This window comes from Lentzea kristufekii (genome assembly GCF_033949925.1).
Taxonomy (GTDB): Bacteria; Actinomycetota; Actinomycetes; order Mycobacteriales; family Pseudonocardiaceae; genus Lentzea; species Lentzea kristufekii.
Genome location: NZ_JAXAVV010000031.1, coordinates 53,695 through 69,180 on the forward strand (window position 1 = coordinate 53,695; position 15,486 = coordinate 69,180).

The following is a 15,486-nucleotide window of genomic DNA, read 5'->3' on the forward strand; positions in this document are numbered from 1 at the left end:
GGAAATGGTTCCTCAACCTCGGGAAAGTGCAGGCACAGCGCGTGGTGCGCGTCCACCGTACGGGACGGTAATATCAAAGGAAGCTTATTTCGTGGGAAGTGCCACGTTGTAGTCATTGTTCTGCAATGCATATGTTGAACGGCATGTCATCTGTCGCGCCCGCCCAGGAAATGCTGGGGGCATCACCTGCCGAAGTGGTGGTGCGCACCCTGATCGAGCACGGATTCGAGCACTACACCGGTGTTCCGTGTTCCTTGCTGAAGGGAATCTTCCGAGTACTGGAGAGTCCGGACACGCCCGCGCGCTATCTGCCCGCGCCGCGTGAGGACACCGCGCTGGGGGTCGCCTCCGGGCTGGCCGTCGCCGGCGCGAAGCCCGTCGTTCTGATGCAGAACTCGGGACTCGGTTACTCGCTGAACGTGCTCACCTCGTTCAACCTGATCTACGACGTCCACCTGCCGCTCGTGGTCAGCTGGCGGGGTCACGACGGCAACGACGCGGTCGAGCACGACGTCATCGGCAGGGAGCTGACCCGCCTGCTGGACGTGTTCGCCCTGCGGTGGACCGTCCTCGACAACGACGTTCCCGTCCAGTCCGTCGAGAAGCTCCTCGACCTCCACGACGGCGGCAGGTACACCGCCGCGCTGATCGTCAGGGAGGGTGTGTGAGCACGCTCGACATCCGTGCCGCGCTCCAGGCGGTCCTGGAGCGCGAGTCCACCGCGCTGTACGTGTCGACCTGCGGCTACATCACGCGCGATCTCCACAACCTCGCGGACCGCGCCAACCACCTCTACCTCGTCGGCTCGATGGGGATGGCCGCGCCGATCGGGCTCGGCGTCGCGCTGGGGCAGCCGAACCGCAGGGTTGTCGTCCTCGACGGCGACGGGTCGTTCGCGATGAACCTCGGTTGCCTGCCGATGATCGCCGAACACCGGCCGGATCTCGTGCACGTGGTGCTGGACAACGGCGCGCACGAGAGTACGGGCGGCCAGCGCACCGCCGGGCTCGGTGACCCCGCCGCGTTCGCGCGGGCAGCAGGCTACGCCGCCGCGTACACAGTGGACGGTGTCAGGGAGATCGCCGAGCTCGACCTGCGCGACACCCCGGCACTCGTGCACGTCCGCTGCCGTCCGCGCAGCCACCCCGCGGGCCGACGGGTCGCACTCACCCCGCAAGAACTGCTCGCACGCTTCCGCGCCGAGCTGGCCACCACTCCAGCCTGAGGCGAGGAACGAAGTTGACGGCGATCAAGCCCGTACTGCTCGACTGCACGCTCCGTGACGGCGGCAACCAGAACGACTGGCAGTTCAGCCAGGCCGACGTCCGTGCCATCGTGTCCACTTTGGACGCCGCGAGGGTCGACGTCATCGAGGTCGGCTACCGCGGCGGCTCCGGCAGCCGCAAGAGCGGCACCGCCGGTCCGTCCGCGCACTGCACGCCCGAGTACCTCGCCGGCCTGCCACCGGTGCGGCACGCCGAACTGGCCGTGATGGTGGTGCCGACCGCCTGCCCGATCGAGGCGATGGCCGACCTGCCGGACAGTCCTGTCGGCATGATCCGGATCGCGGCCTACCCGTGGGACGTCGCCGCAGTACCCGCCTACGTCGAGGCCGTCCGCGCACTGGGGTTGCGGGTCACGGTGAACCTGATGGCGGTGAGCTACGCGGAGCTCGACGAACTGGTCACCGTCGCCAAGACGGTGCGCGCGGAGCTGCCCGACGTCTGCTACGTCGCGGACTCGTTCGGCGCGCTGCACCCGGATGCCGTCCGGGACAGGGTGGAACTGCTCACCGCCGAGCTGGACTGCCCGATCGGCGTCCACATGCACAACAACCTCGGCCTCGCGGCGGCGAACGCACTCGCCGCCGTGGACGCGGGAGCCGGCTGGCTCGACGTGTCGCTGTGCGGGATGGCTCGCGGCGCGGGGAACCTGGCCACCGAACAGGCAGCGGCGTTCCTCACCGCGTGGCCGAGGTACGCCACCGACATCGACCTGCGCGGTGTGTGCGAAGCGGCCGAACACGTGGCGGAACACGTGCTGCCGCGACCGATGGTGACCCGGCGAGCGGAGATCGCCGCCGGGATCAACGACCACCACTACTACTACCAACACCGCATCGAGGCCGCGTGCGCGCGCACCGGCCTCGACCCCTGGGAAGCCGGACGGCGGCTCGGTGGCGCCCGCCCGCGCCGGGTGCTCGACGACGTGGTCGAGCGGGTGTGCCTCGAGCTGCAGAACACGAACGAAGGACAGCACCAGTGAACGGGCAGGACAATCCCACACCAGCGCAGCGTCTCCGCGATTTGCTGCACGCCCCCGGCCTGGCTCAGGTCATGGGGGCGCACAGCCCGCTGAGCGCGAGGCTCGCCGAGGAGGCGGGCTTCGAAGCGATCTGGTCGAGCGGGCTGGAGATCTCCGCGACGGCGGGTGTGCCGGACGCGAACATCCTCACCATGACCGAGTGCCTGAACACCGCGGCCGGGCTGGCCGAGGCGGTGAACGTGCCGGTGCTCGCCGACTGCGACTCGGGCTTCGGCAACGTCAACAACGTCATCCACATGGTCCGCGCCTACGAGGCGTGCGGCATCGCCGGTGTCTGCGTCGAGGACAAGCGGTTCCCGAAGCTCAACAGCTTCGTCGAGGGCAACCAGGACCTCGCGCCGGTCGACGACTTCGCCGCCAAGATCTGCGCCGCCGCCGATGTCAGCGACGAGCTGGTGGTCATCGCCAGGCTGGAGGCGCTGATCTCGGGCCAGGGCATGGACGAGGCGCTGCGCAGGGCCGAGGTCTACGAACGCGCGGGCGCGGACGCGCTGCTGATCCACTCTAAGCGGGCGGAGCCGGACGAGGTGTTCGCGTTCCGCGACACCTACACCGGGCAGCTTCCCGTGGTCGTGGTGCCGACGACGTACAACCGGGTGACCGCGACCGAGCTCGCCGACCGCGGGTTCGCCATGGCGATCTACGCCAACCAGGCGCTGCGCAGCTCGTTGAAGGCCATGCGCGACACGCTCGCCTCGATCAGGCGCGATGGCACCACGCACCACATCGAGGGCGACATCGCCTCGCTGAACGACATCTTCGCGTTGCAGCGGGTGCCGCGGATGCTCGAACAGCAGGCGTACTACGAGTCGCTCGGCCGCAAGATCGCGGAGAACGCCCGATGATCGCCGCACGCACGCTCGGCTACCGCGGAACCAGGCTCCGCGTGGAGACGGAGCCGGGCGCGGGCGCGGAGCTCGAGGTGGCGTTGTCCTTCCTGGAAACGCATGTCGCGATCGAGCAGGGGCCCGCGGACGACGTCCTGGCCACCCTGCGCGTCGCCGGGACAGCCGACGCACGGCACTCGCCGGAGACCACCGCGGACTGGGAGGACATCCACGTCCGCAAGAGCGCGAGCGCGTTCTTCACGGTGCCTGCCCGGCGAACCGAGCAGGCGGGCCGGCAGTACCTGCGGTGCACCAAGACCGGCAGCCAGTTCGCCTTCGACCCCGCGGCACGCACGATCGACGTCGTGCTCGGGTCGGGTGGCGCGATGGACTTCGTCGAGCTCGTGCGCGACCTGGTGCTCAAGGACCAGGAGAACACCGGTGCGGCCGTGCTGCACGCGACCGCCGCGTTCCGCGACGGCGGCGCTGTGCTCGTCACCGGCGCCAAGGGAGCGGGCAAGAGCACGATCCTGCTGGAGCTGGTGGAGAAGTTCGGCTACCAGATCATGAGCGGTGACAAGACCGTGCTGCACGAACAGGCGGACGGCGAGGTGCTCGCGGCAGGCTGGCCCGACTACCCGCACCTCGGTTACGGCACCATCGTGAAGTATCCGGGGCTCAGGGAGATCGCGGGCATCGGCGCGGACTACTGCCCACCCGCCGCGCACGCGTTCGCACCTACCGGCAAGTTCGCGGTGGACCCCATCCGGTTCCGCTGGCGCTTCCCGAGCGCGCCGCGCGAAACGCACGTGCCGGTGATGGCGATCCTGCACCCGGCGATCGGTCCGGGTGAGCGGACGGTCGTCGAGCGGTGCGAGCAGGGACCGGACGAGTTGGCCGCGATCCTCGCCGCCAACGTCGAGTCGGCGTTCGACGGCGCCCACGCCGGCTGGCACGGCTACGTCGACGACCGGCGCCACGCCCACACCGACCGTGTCGGGCGGATCGTGTCCGCGCTCGCCGGGGTGCCCGCCTGGACCGTGACCGGGCCAGGCGACCTCGACACCGGGAACTTCCCGCTGCACACCGCGGCGAGCAGCCGGTGATCGAGCTCAGGATTCCCAGCCACGGGCTCAACTCCCACCACGACATCACCGACACCGTGACCGAACGCCTGCGCGAAGCCGGTTCCGGTGACGGGCTGGCCGGTGTCTTCGCGCACGGCAGCACGGTCGGCCTGACGATCATGCGGTACGAGCCGGGCGCGGTGACCGACCTGCTGCGCGTGCTGGAGCGGGTGGTGCCGGAAGCACCGGCGGACGGCGGCAGGTACCTGCACGAGCTGACCACGGGTGATCCCAACAGCTTCGCGCACCTGAAGTCCTGCCTGCTCGGCACCAGCGTGCTGGTCCCGTTCGCCGGCGGTGAGCTCGGCATGTCCGCCACCCACCGGATCGTGCTGTTCGACTTCGACCTCAAGCCGGCGACCCGCCGCGTCCTGCTCGACCCACCCCGCCGCCGCTCAGACGAGGAGAACGACGCGTGAAGCTGCGACTGGCCACGCCAGGGCCGACCGAGGTGCCGCAGCGGCTCCTGCTGGCCGGCGCCAGGGAGATCGTCCACCACCGCTCGACGGAGATGGAAGGACTGGTCCACGAGATCAACGAGGGGCTGCCGCCGCTGTTCGGCACCAGGCAGCCGGTCTACTCGATGGTCACCTCCGGCACCGGCGCGATGGAGGCGGCGGTCGCCAACTGCTTCTCGCCGGGCGACGAGGTTCTCGTCGTCTCCAACGGGTACTTCGGCGAGCGGTTCCAGGCCATCTGCCGCGGCTACGGGTTGGTCGTGCACACCGTCGCGAGCGAATGGGGGACCAGCGCCCGGCCGGAGGACGTGCGGGCGGCCCACGGCGAACACCCGGACATCCGCGGCGTTCTCGTCGTCTACAGCGAAACCTCGACCGGTGCGCTCAACGACGTCAGGGGCATCGCGGACATCTTCCGCGACACCGACGTGGTGGTCGTGGTCGACGCGATCAGCGGTCTGCTCGTCCACCCGCTGGAGATGGACGCCTGGGGCCTGGACGTGGTGCTCGCCGCCTCCCACAAGGGTTTCATGCTCCCGCCGGGGCTCGCGTTCGTCGCGTTGTCCGACCGCGCGTGGGAAGCGGTCGGACGCGGCCAGGGGCCCGCGTACTACTGGTCGTTCAAGCGGTTCCGGCAGTTCTACCCGATGTCGTCGTCCTCACCGGCCGTCTCGCTGCTCCTCGGCCTGCACGAGTCGCTGAAGATGCTGGCGGAGGAAGGACTTCCGGCGTTCCAGCGGCGACACGCGCTGCTCGGTGAAGCCGCGCAGCGGGCACTGGTCGCGCTCGGGTTCAGCCCTTTCATCCGCGAGCCGCACCGGCGCAGTCACGTGATCACCTCCGCGCTCGCGCCGGAGGGCGTGGACACCGGGCACCTGCTGAAGACCCTGTCCACCCGCCACGGGCTCACCATGACCGGCGGCCAGGCCCACCTCAAGGGCAAGCTCATCCGCGTCGGCCACGTCGGCGCGGCGGACGCGCTGGACCTCGTCGCCGTCCTCGGCGCCGTCGAGATGGCGCTGCTCGCACTCGGCCACCGCTTCACCCCCGGCGCCGGGGTGGGCGAGGTCGTCCGAACCTTCCACGAGGAGAACTGATGCTCGTACTGTTCCAGCGCGAGACCTGCCCGGACTGCAAGCCGGTCAGGGAGCTGCTGACCCGGCTGGGCGTGTCGTACCTGAACGTCAACGTGCCCAAGACCCGCGAGCTGCGCCACGAGCTGATCAGGGCCACCGGCTCCAAGTTCATCCCGGCGCTGATCGACGGCGAGAAGGTCGTTCCCGGCAAGCTGCGGGAGAACGCCGACCTGATCGCCTACCTGACCGAACGGTTCGGCGCGCCCGCCGACGCGGAGGCCCCGGCACCGTGAGCGCACCGGTCAGACCGCGGATCGCGATCGTCGCGGGCACCCCGCAACTGCTGGCCGCGGCCGCGGCTCTCGGCGTGGACGCCGTCTTCGTCCACGCAGGGAACGAACCGCCCACCGACGCCGGTCACGCGATCGCGGTGTCCAATGTGGACGCTGAAGCCGTGTTCTCGGTACTGGCGCCGCTGCACACCGTCCGTCCGTTCGACCGGGTTCTCTCGCTGACCGAGGCCGGGTTGCTTCCCGCGGCCGAGGTGGGGCAACGACTCGGCGTCGACGGCAACCCGCTGCACACCGTGCGGTTGTTGCAGGACAAGCGGCGCATGAGGGAACTGCCGGCGGCGAACGAGCTGAGCCCGGTGCTGGCCAGGCCGGTGAGCTCGGCCGCCGATCTCGCCGTGTTCTGCCGGGGCGCCGGCGGCCCGGTGATCCTCAAGCCGGCGGCGGGCACCGCCAGTCGCGCGGTCTTCCTGGTCGAGGCCGAGCAGCACGCGGCAACGGTGTGGGAGGAGTTCGTCCTCGCAGGCGGCGTCGACCCGATCGCCGAGGAGTTCCTCGACGGCCAGGAGCTCAGCGTCGAGGCGTTCAGCCACGACGGCGAGCACGTCGTGATCGCGTTGACCGACAAGCTGCTCGGCCCGAACTTCGTTGAGCTCGGCCACACCGTGCCCAGCGCGCTGCCGGCCGCGCGGCAGGAGGAGATCAAGGCGCTCGTCCTCGGTTTCCTCGATGCCGTGGGACTGCGCGAAGGCCCGTCGCACACCGAGGTGAAGCTGACCTCCCGCGGTCCGCGGGTGATCGAGTCCCACAACCGGATCGGCGGTGACAAGATCCGCGAGCTCGTCCGCCGCGCCTACGGTCACGACCTGGTCCAGCTGACCGTGGGCTGCCCACTGGGCCTGACGCCTCCGCCGGAACCGGTGCCCGCCCGCCGTGGCGCGGCGATCCGGTTCCTGACCCCTGCCTCCGGCACCGTCGCGAGGATCGTGCTGCCGCGGGACACCGAGGGGTGCGTGATCGACCTGGCGGTCGGCACCGGCGACGTGATCGGCGAGGTCCGCTCGTCGGGGGACCGCTCCGGCTACGTGCTGGCCGAAGGCGTCGACGCCGAGGACGCCACGGGTCGTGGGGAGCGGGTCAGGGACGCGATCACGGTCGAGACCGTGCCTGCAGGAAGGGACTGAGGTGCGTTACGCCATCGTCACCGACATCCACGGTGATGTACCCGCGCTGCGGGCGGTGCTGGCTGCCGTGGCACGCGAACGGGTCGACCGGCTGGTGTGCCTGGGTGACGTCTTCGAGTGCGAGGTGAGCAAGAAGCGGGTCGACGGCCACGTGTTCACCCGCGTCGAGGAGGTCTTCGACGCCGCGCCGGACCTGCCCGCCCTGCTGGCCGACGCGATCATCGTCAGGGGAAACCAGGAAGAGCGCATCCGCGCCCTCGTCCCCGAGCACGCCGTCTCCGGCTCGATTCTGTCCGTTCTGGACGCGCCGCTCGTTTACCGGACCGGGTTCGCGGACTACGCGCACGGACACGCGGAGGAGGGCTGGCAGGAGGTCGAGCCCGGTCGCTGGTGCCTGCTGGACGCGAAGTTCTCCGGGCGCCTGCTCGTGCACGGCCACCACCACCGCAGCGCGCTGTACGTCCTGCCCGCCGACGGCAGCCGCGCGTGGCCCGCGGTCGAGAGCCCTCCGATCCGCCACGGCGAGCCCGTCACCCTGAGACCCGACCGGCAGTACCTGGTCAACGTCGGACCGGTGCGCGGTGCCGAGCCGACCTGGGCCCTGATCGACGAGACCGAAGAAACCCTTACCTACCAACGATGTGAGCGTTCCACGTGACCCGGTATGTGTTGCTGCTCAACTCCGACAAGCCGGAGGTGCTGAGTGCCCTGCGGACCCGCGAGGATGTCCGCCTGAGGGTGATCACCCGCGAGCGCTACGCCCATCTCCACGCCGGCTGCGACGTGGCCTTCGTCGACAGCTTCGAGAACCTGCACGACGTCGAGCGGGCCGCCTACGAGCTGGCGGGCACCGGTCCGATCGACCACGTCGTGGCCGCCACGGAGAAGAGCATCGCCGCCGCCGGACTCGTGCGGTCGCTGCTGGGGTTGCCAGGCCCGTCGTTCGACCAGTCCCTGTGGGCGTCGCACAAGCGCGCCATGAAACAGCGCCTGCGCACCGCCGGGCTGCCGGTGACGGACTTCGCACAGGCCGCCACGCTCGCACGGGTGCCGGCCGCCGCACGGCACACCGGGTGGCCGATCATGATGAAGCCGGTGTTCGGCTCGGGTTCGCGTGCGACCTACCGCGTCGACACCGCCGAGTCGTTCCTGTCCCGGCTCGCCGCCGGCGACTTCACGGACCTCGCCGCGCGAGGGACCCCGATCCAGGTCGAGCGGATGGTGCGCTTCGGCGCGGAGTACCACTGCGACGGCATCGTCCGCGACGGCGTCGTGCGCTTCGCCGCGCTCTCGCGCTACTTCACACCACCGCTGGCCACTCCGGCCTCGCTCAACGGCAGTCACGTCGTCGACCAGGAGAGCCCGCTCGCCAGGGGAGTGCTCGACCTGCACGCGCGCGTGGTCGCGGCGCTCGGCCTGACCGACGGCGTGACCCACCTGGAGGTGTTCGGCACGGACGACGGGCCCGTCGTGGGCGAGGTCGCGATCCGGCCCGGCGGGCTGGGCATTCCCCGGAACTGGTGGCACGTCTACGGAATCGACCTGTGGGACGAGTTCGTCCGCGCCGCGCTCGGCGAGCCGTCGCGACTGCCGGAGCCGTCCGTGCTCCTGGAGCTTCCTGAACTCGCCGGGCTGCCACGGCCTGCCCGGCAGGAGACGATCGCTCGCACCCAACTGCCCGCCCTGGCAGGGGTTTCGCGGCGGGCGGCACAACTGCCGGGCGTCTTCGAGGTCCTGGAACCGCACGAGAGCGGCACCGGAAACGTCGAGGTGCACTTCGCCGCACCGGATCCCGCGGCCGCCGCTGACCTCAACGCCCGGCTGCACGCCCTGGCCAGGCCATCGCGGTGAAGCTGCTCCCCGCGCCGGGACCGAAGCGCCTGCTGGCCTTCTCCTGGTTCGTCAAGACCATCGGCAGCGGCCTGTACCTGCCGACCAGCACGCTGTACTTCACCAGGGTCGCGGGCTTCGGCGTGCGCGACGTCGCGCTCGGTCTCACCGCGGCCGGTCTGGTGTCGCTCGCCGGATCGGTGCCGCTCGGCGGCCTGGCCGACAGGTTCGGGCCGCGCCGGGTCTACACCGTGCTGCTGGCGACCCAGTTCCTGACCCTCACCTGGCTGGTGCTCGTCCGGTCGTTTCCCTGGTTCCTCTGTGCCATCACGGTCTTCCTGCTCGCGGAGCAGGGCAGCACGGCGGCGCGCGGTGCGCTGGTGGCCACCGTCGGTGAGGGCGCGGAACGCGTTCGCTTCCGGGCCTACCTGCGGGTGGTCACCAACATCGGGATCACCGTCGGCGCCGGTCTCGCCGCACTGGCCATCCAGTCCGGCACGACCACCGCGTACACCGTGCTGCTGCTGGGCACCGCGGCCACGTACGTCGGCGCGGCGGTGCCGCTGCGCCGGCTGCCCGCCGACGTCCCCACCGGTGCGACCGCGCCGCGCAGCCATCCGTTGAGGGTCTTCCGCGACGGCCGCTACGTGCTGGTGACGTTCGCCTGCGGCGTGCTTTCCCTGCACGGCCCGATGCTCTCGTTCGCCCTGCCGCTCTGGATCGTCGGCCACACGACCGCGCCACCGCTGGTGGTCGCGGCGCTGGTCGTGGTCAACACCGTCATGGTGATCTTCCTGCAGACCAGGGCCAGCAGGGACGCCGAGGACAACGCGACCGCCGCGCGGCTCTGCCGCTGGGCAGGGCTGGTCCTGTTCGCGGCGTGCTGCGTGATCGTGCCGACCGGGTACTTGCCGCCGTGGAGCGCGGTCGCACTGCTCGTGCTCTTCGTAGTCCTGCTGACGGCGGGGGAGCTCTGGACGTCGGCCGGCTCGTTCGGGCTCAGCTTCGCACTCGCCCCGGAGGGCGCACACGGGCAGTACCAAGGCTTCTTCGCGCTCGGACGGGGTTTCGCCACCGCCGCCGCGCCAGGTCTGCTCACCGTGCTGTGCCTGGGCAGCGGACCGGGCTGGCTGGTGCTCGGGCTGTGCTTCGCCTGCGTGGGGGCGCTGACCCCGTTGATCGTCAAAAGCTGAGCGGTTCGGGCCTGACACTGACCACGCCAGGATGGCGGTTGTTCGAACACGTCCGTGTTGGACAAGGGTTTTCCACTTCTCGCCGGTGCCGTCGGGGACCTCGGGCGAGCGGTCGCGAGGGATTACCCCCGGAACAGACGTCGAGGTTGCTCGGCGCGCCACCGCGACGGCTTTCGTTGCTAACTTGCCGCCGTCCGGCGACCGACAGTCCACTGTGGTCGGTTCGCCCTCAGTCGACCAAAGCAGGAGATCTTGATGGCAAGCAGAGTTCTCGGCGTGCTCGCGGTGGCCGCCGTGGCCACCCTCGCCGCGCCGGTGCTGGCGACCCCCGCCGGTGCCCACGTTCCCACGGCGAGCGCCGAGTGCGTCAAGGACAAGGCTGTGCTCACCGTCGACCTGCGGTACTACGCGCCAGAGGAGAAGAACACGGTGCTGGTGAAGGCCGGTGCCGAAGTTCTGGTCGACAAGAAGTTCGGCAAGAGCTACAGCGACAAGTTCACGCTCGACGGGACCGTGGCGCACACGTTCACCGTGGTCGTGAAGGCCTACGACGACGCGCGGTACAACCTCAACGGCACCTACAAGACGCCGCCGTGCGTGGTGCCGCCCAAGCCGAGCAGCAGCGTGCCGCCCAAACCGAGCAGCAGCGTGCCGCCGAAGCCCAGCAGCAGTGTTCCGGCTCCGTCGTCCTCGGTGGCGGTTCCGTCGTCGTCGACCACGCCGCCGCCTCTCGCCGCGACCGGCGCCTCCCCGGCGTGGTTGCTGCTCGGCGGTCTGGGTCTCGTCGGCGCAGGCGCCGTGGCGATGCTCGTGGTCCGTCGCCGTCGCGCGTGACGCTGGATCCGGCCTGGTCGCGGTCCTGGTATCTCACCGCGCCCAGGCCGGGTGACCCGCGTGGGCGGGCTGGGGCTGCGTCGGGATTCCCGCCCCTGACCACCTTCTGGCCCACGCCGTCAATTGACGCGAACGCGCCTTCGCATCGCGGTGAACGCGCTTTCGTCGCTGCGACGGAGGAAGCTCTCGCCGTCCACGCCCGCGGTCGCGACTCGGTTGGACAGGTGGCGTGACGGGCGAGAAGTCCTAGCTGGCGCGGCTTTGGGAAATATCGCAACTGAGGCACCGTCACGCCCTCGGCGATTTCGCGAGCACGCTGTGGATTCAGGAATCCGTGCCGTCGTGCCACGATCGTCGGGCCACGACCGGCGTCCTGCGCCGGAGGCCTCGAGTCCGGAATTCAACTGCGACGACCTTCGAAGCCCTTCTCCAGCGCGCAACCCATCGCGGCGGCCAGGACAGCGGCGAGCCGGTCTGCGGTGCGGCGACCGCCCGCCGAGGCGCCCGGCGAAGTCGCTTGCGTCGGCGGTGACAGCGATCGGGTCAAGAGCCGGAATACTCGCAGGCGTCCTCGGCTGCCGATCGCTGACTTTGTCATCCCTGTCCATCCGTCCGAATCATCACCGATACGATGACAAATGTCAGGCATTCTAGGAAAGTCTGAGCGCGGTGTGTTCGTCTCGGTTGTGGCCGCAGTAAATTGGCACTCGCCCGAGGAAACATCAACCGTGGAAAACAGATATGGAGTTCCAGTGACAAAGCTGCACACGTCTTCTCGACGACAACAACTGGCAAAGCTGGCCAGCGTCACCCTGATCGCCGCAGCTGCAGCGATCGGCACTGTCGCCCTGCCGGCCACAGCCAACGCCGCAGGTGACACCTATGTACGCGTTCCCACGAGTGGAAACAATTCCAAGGGCTGGCATGAGGCCTGGAACCTCTGTCGCCGCGAAACCACGTACACCACTCACTCGGTCCACTACGTGAAAGACGACCGGGACCTCGGTGGAGCGTGGTGGAACTGCGATCCCCAACCCTGACGTGCGATGCTCCAGCCGGACTTCGTGATCCGGAACGCGGGCGCGGTCATCAAACGATGTTGAGCAGTCGAGTGGACGACTCAGGATCGGGTGATGGCCGCGTCCGTGTTCGCAGGCTCCCGCGCGAGTGTGGATCCTGTTGGCCCGCGGGAGAGGCTTTCGCCGTGTCGAGTCGGTTCGATGTCAGGCTCCGGTCAGCATCACGGCAGGGCCACCGAGCAGCAGCGTCAGCTCCGGACCGCGGTCTGGGCACACCTCGATGCATCCGCCGTGGTGGCTTTGCAGCGCCGACTGGATCGTCGAAAGCAGTTCCTTCATCAGGCTGGTGGCCCGCTGCGCCGTGGTCGCACGCGCGACTACGTGCGAGCGGGTGCCGGACGTCCCCATGTCCGCGGTCAGCTGCACCAGCACGACGTGGTCGCGAGTCAGTCGCATCGACACCCTGTCGCACCTGCCGGTCCAGACCTTCATGATCAGGTCGGCGCGCACCACGCCGTTCTCCTCGGTGCGCAGCCACACCGGTGGTGGCGGCAGGACGTGCCTGTCATGCGCGCTCAAACCGCACCTCGACTCCAGTCAAGCGGTAATCGTTCTGCTACTGATAGTAGTCGCGTTCAGGCTGTGTGGAACCCGGACGACGCGAATTTAGTCAGTACGGTGAAAGCGCATCAGCACGATTCGGTGCCCACTCACGGCGAGAGTCCGACGCAGTGGTCGATCGAATCGAATTCGACTGAGTGTTTCGAAGGTGGTCGTCCGGAAGAATGGACGTGCCGCACTCCGGGTGGTGACTCTCAGTCGCTCCACGGCTCGTCGAGACACCGTCGCCGCTCATCGTGACGCCGGGCCGATCCAGCCGAGCTCGGCGAGTTCGGCGAGGAGCACCGCCACCGGCGCGGTGGCCTTCTCCGTCGCGCAGCCCACCGCGGCGGCCAGGACGGAGGCGAGCTGCTCCGCGGTGCGCGGCGACCGCAGCGCGTCTGTGACCAGGTAGGCCGTCCGGTTGAGGTGAAAGGCCGTCAGCGTCCGGTCGTCGACCGCGGTGGCGGTGCCGTCGTCAGCCGGGTCGAGGTGAATCGAGTCGACGAGTTGCCGGGTCTGCTCATCCATCGAGAACCGCCTCCGTTGCCAGGAAGTCGAAGTGCATGCCGGTCAAGCCGTTGCCCACGCCGAGGTGGATCCCCGCCGCGCTCTCGTTGAGCAGGCAGTTGAGGCTCCAGTCGATGCCGTCGGGCGCCAACGCCCCCGTGCCGATGGCGACCTCGGTCACCGCGCCGCGGTACTCCGGTCCGCTCAGCGCCTCGATGTCGTCGGCGAACGGTCCGAGGCCGCCGACGATCCGGCTGTCCACGATGGACAGGTTGAGCGGGCAGGCTCTGCGCATCTCCTCGGCGACCCTGGTGGCGGCCGTGAACTGGTCGGCCGTGCGGCCCCTGAGCTCGCGGTGCTTGGCGACGAGGACCGAGTCGACGCGAAGCGTGCCGGAGACCGACATCCCGGCGTCCAGCCGGCCTGCCAGGTCCGCCGGCGAGAAGGCGACCTCGAAGTAGTTGCCCACGGTGGAATGCTCGTCTGGCAACAGGTCGACGCGCGTGCGGCTCGACAGCTGCAGCACTTCCGGCAGCCGCAGCGCGAGTTTCGTGCCTGGACCCGAGAACGTCACGTCGCCCCTGGCGAGCATGAGGCGGCAGATCAGGTGGCGGTTGTTCGCCACCGAGCGGGTGAAGTCGACCTCGAGGAGCTTCTCGACCGCGTACCTGGCCGTGCTGAGGTCAGGCGAGAAGGAGGCCAGCGGAACCCAGAGCACGCTGCTGCCCGACAGGACGTCCCGAAGCACGCGCCGGGAGGGGATCCGGCCGTAGTCCAGTGGCACGGCGACGATCCGGGTGGGCAGGGCGTCGCGACCGGTGAGGTCGTCGAACGTCAGCACCGGGAGTCCGGACGACCCGAGCCAGTCAGCCAGCTCCGGGTCGTCGGTGAGCAGCGTCGGTTCCCCGTCGGCGAAGACAGGGGCGAGCCTTTCCGCGAGTCCGGCGAGCATCATTCACCCTGCGGCGGGTTCGTCGTCCGGAGTGGACAGAGCGGCGAGGCAGGGGCACGACGGGATGTCACCGAGGTGGCTCTTGAGCACGGCGGGCCGTGAGCGGTGCACGCCGCTCGCCACACCGGCGCGAGGTGTGCCGGGAGCGGGCAGCTGCAGCGTGCGGCCGTAGATCGCCCCGTCGCTCGCCACGCCCTCCGCGACCCAGACACGTCTGGACATCGGGGCCTCGTCAGACGCCGGGGTAGATGATGGCCAGCACGGGCTTCGGTGCCGTGGCGTCGAGTCCGGCGCCCGCGTCACCCCCGTCGTCGTCGAGCGTGCCGAGCGGGGTGACGCACGGCGCCTCGATGCCGCCGACGAGCTGTTCGGGCTCCTGCAGCAGAGTTCGGGTCATCGTGATACCTCGTTCCTGAAAAGACGTTGCCGGCGGTGCCGCCATTCCTGTCCTGTCTACTGCCTGGAGCCGTCATCGGAACGTCTTTCCCCTGGCCGAGGAACATTTTGAGCGGGCTGAGGAAGCATGCGGTTGCTTCGTCACTGCTGGTGAATCACCACGAGACCGTCGCGGCTGCTCGCTGCCAGGCCTGCGCGGTGCAGCTCGTCGTCGAGCTGTCCTTCCGACACCGTCCACCAACAATGCTCCATCGTCTGCTCGGAGAGCTGGGTCGCCCCGTCGTGGACGCGGTAGGTGACCCGCCAGGTGACCTGGTGCTCTCCGGACGGTTCCGCCGACCCGGACGCGCTGTAGCGCAGGCGGCCGACCACGGCCTCGCCGAACGGGCTCTCCGGGATGCTCGCGGGACGGTCCGGCGGCTGCAGGGTGAACACCGCGGGCGCGCCAGGTGCGAGCGAGGCCGCGATCCGGTTCCACAGCGTGGCCCGGTCGGCGGGGCTCAGGTGGCCGAGCATGTTGATCCCCACCACGGCGCCGAGCCGTGGTGGGAGTTCGGCTTCCTGCGCGCCGGTGGGCAGCACGGTGACCCGCTTGGCCAGTTCCGGATGGTCCGCGAGCCGGGAGAACAGGCCGATGCGCAGCGACGGCGACGGTTCGATCGCGATGATCTCGTGCGCCGGCAGGGCTTTCCCGATCGTGGGCAGGCCGAGCCCCGTGCCCGTGCCGATGTCGACGACGGGGCCGTCGCCCGCCTGCCGCAGCACCGCGTGCAGCGCAGGGCCGATCGCGGACCAGTAGGGCTTGGTGATCAGGTCGAAGTGTTCGGCCGCGCCGGCGTATGAGTCAGGCATCTGGGTTCCTCGG

Annotated in this window: 20 protein-coding genes; 14 read left to right on the forward strand and 6 right to left on the reverse strand. The window is 69.6% G+C overall.

Features of this window, described 5'->3' with window-relative positions; translation table 11 throughout:
- Positions 1-143 precede the first annotated feature (143 nt).
- The 14 genes from SK571_RS40405 (at position 144) to SK571_RS40470 (ending at position 12,184) form a co-directional block, all read left to right on the forward strand.
- Complete coding sequence (locus tag SK571_RS40405; RefSeq protein WP_319989402.1) at positions 144-668, forward strand: thiamine pyrophosphate-binding protein; 525 nt, start codon at positions 144-146, stop codon at positions 666-668.
- A complete protein-coding gene (locus SK571_RS40410; RefSeq protein ID WP_319989403.1) occupies positions 665-1,225 on the forward strand; it encodes a thiamine pyrophosphate-dependent enzyme in 561 nt (186 codons plus the stop codon). Before SK571_RS40405 ends, SK571_RS40410 begins: the two co-directional genes overlap by 4 nt.
- 14 nt (positions 1,226-1,239) lie before the next feature.
- Positions 1,240-2,265 (forward strand): beta/alpha barrel domain-containing protein, encoded by a 1,026-nt coding sequence (locus SK571_RS40415; RefSeq protein ID WP_319989404.1) that lies wholly within the window; start codon positions 1,240-1,242, stop codon positions 2,263-2,265.
- On the forward strand, positions 2,262-3,170 hold the full coding sequence (locus SK571_RS40420) for an isocitrate lyase/phosphoenolpyruvate mutase family protein (RefSeq protein WP_319989405.1): 909 nt from the start codon (positions 2,262-2,264) through the stop codon (positions 3,168-3,170). The genes SK571_RS40415 and SK571_RS40420 overlap by 4 nt, the downstream gene beginning before the upstream one ends.
- Positions 3,167-4,258: a phosphoenolpyruvate carboxykinase (ATP) gene (locus SK571_RS40425; protein ID WP_319989406.1), complete on the forward strand. Its 1,092-nt coding sequence runs from the start codon at positions 3,167-3,169 to the stop codon at positions 4,256-4,258. The genes SK571_RS40420 and SK571_RS40425 overlap by 4 nt, the downstream gene beginning before the upstream one ends.
- On the forward strand, positions 4,255-4,698 hold the full coding sequence (locus SK571_RS40430; RefSeq protein ID WP_319989407.1) for a YjbQ family protein: 444 nt from the start codon (positions 4,255-4,257) through the stop codon (positions 4,696-4,698). The genes SK571_RS40425 and SK571_RS40430 overlap by 4 nt, the downstream gene beginning before the upstream one ends.
- Positions 4,695-5,834: a pyridoxal-phosphate-dependent aminotransferase family protein gene (locus SK571_RS40435; RefSeq protein ID WP_319989408.1), complete on the forward strand. Its 1,140-nt coding sequence runs from the start codon at positions 4,695-4,697 to the stop codon at positions 5,832-5,834. The genes SK571_RS40430 and SK571_RS40435 overlap by 4 nt, the downstream gene beginning before the upstream one ends.
- A complete protein-coding gene (locus SK571_RS40440) occupies positions 5,834-6,106 on the forward strand; it encodes a glutaredoxin family protein (RefSeq protein WP_319989409.1) in 273 nt (90 codons plus the stop codon). The genes SK571_RS40435 and SK571_RS40440 overlap by 1 nt, the downstream gene beginning before the upstream one ends.
- Positions 6,103-7,287 carry an ATP-grasp domain-containing protein gene (locus tag SK571_RS40445; protein ID WP_319989410.1) on the forward strand — a complete coding sequence of 395 codons (1,185 nt, stop codon included), beginning with the start codon at positions 6,103-6,105 and terminating at the stop codon, positions 7,285-7,287. The genes SK571_RS40440 and SK571_RS40445 overlap by 4 nt, the downstream gene beginning before the upstream one ends.
- A 1-nt stretch (position 7,288) precedes the next feature.
- The gene (locus SK571_RS40450) at positions 7,289-7,945 is read left to right on the forward strand and encodes a metallophosphoesterase (RefSeq protein ID WP_319989411.1); all 657 of its coding nucleotides are present in this window, start codon (positions 7,289-7,291) and stop codon (positions 7,943-7,945) included.
- Entirely contained in the window at positions 7,942-9,138 is a 1,197-nt protein-coding gene (locus SK571_RS40455; protein WP_319989412.1) for an ATP-grasp domain-containing protein, read from the forward strand. Before SK571_RS40450 ends, SK571_RS40455 begins: the two co-directional genes overlap by 4 nt.
- On the forward strand, positions 9,135-10,310 hold the full coding sequence (locus SK571_RS40460; protein WP_319989413.1) for an MFS transporter: 1,176 nt from the start codon (positions 9,135-9,137) through the stop codon (positions 10,308-10,310). The genes SK571_RS40455 and SK571_RS40460 overlap by 4 nt, the downstream gene beginning before the upstream one ends.
- 255 nt (positions 10,311-10,565) lie before the next feature.
- Entirely contained in the window at positions 10,566-11,144 is a 579-nt protein-coding gene (locus SK571_RS40465; protein WP_319989414.1) for an LPXTG cell wall anchor domain-containing protein, read from the forward strand.
- Positions 11,145-11,896: 752 nt separating this feature from the next.
- On the forward strand, positions 11,897-12,184 hold the full coding sequence (locus SK571_RS40470; protein ID WP_319989415.1) for a hypothetical protein: 288 nt from the start codon (positions 11,897-11,899) through the stop codon (positions 12,182-12,184).
- Positions 12,185-12,367: 183 nt separating this feature from the next.
- Here the strand turns inward: SK571_RS40470 and SK571_RS40475 are convergent, their stop codons facing one another.
- From SK571_RS40475 to SK571_RS40500, 6 genes are all read right to left on the reverse strand, one after another.
- Positions 12,368-12,742 (reverse strand): hypothetical protein, encoded by a 375-nt coding sequence (locus tag SK571_RS40475; protein ID WP_319989416.1) that lies wholly within the window; start codon positions 12,740-12,742, stop codon positions 12,368-12,370.
- Positions 12,743-13,015: 273 nt separating this feature from the next.
- Positions 13,016-13,294, reverse strand: a complete 279-nt coding sequence (locus SK571_RS40480) for a PqqD family protein (RefSeq protein ID WP_319989417.1) — start codon at positions 13,292-13,294, stop codon at positions 13,016-13,018.
- Positions 13,287-14,225, reverse strand: coding sequence for a hypothetical protein (locus SK571_RS40485; protein WP_319989418.1), 939 nt, complete (start codon positions 14,223-14,225; stop codon positions 13,287-13,289). Before SK571_RS40485 ends, SK571_RS40480 begins: the two co-directional genes overlap by 8 nt.
- A gap of 3 nt (positions 14,226-14,228) precedes the next feature.
- Positions 14,229-14,447 (reverse strand): hypothetical protein, encoded by a 219-nt coding sequence (locus SK571_RS40490; RefSeq protein WP_319989419.1) that lies wholly within the window; start codon positions 14,445-14,447, stop codon positions 14,229-14,231.
- 10 nt (positions 14,448-14,457) lie between these two features.
- Complete coding sequence (locus SK571_RS40495) at positions 14,458-14,622, reverse strand: hypothetical protein (RefSeq protein WP_319989420.1); 165 nt, start codon at positions 14,620-14,622, stop codon at positions 14,458-14,460.
- A 140-nt stretch (positions 14,623-14,762) separates the two neighbouring features.
- A complete protein-coding gene (locus tag SK571_RS40500) occupies positions 14,763-15,473 on the reverse strand; it encodes a class I SAM-dependent methyltransferase (protein ID WP_319989421.1) in 711 nt (236 codons plus the stop codon).
- Positions 15,474-15,486: the final 13 nt, after the last annotated feature.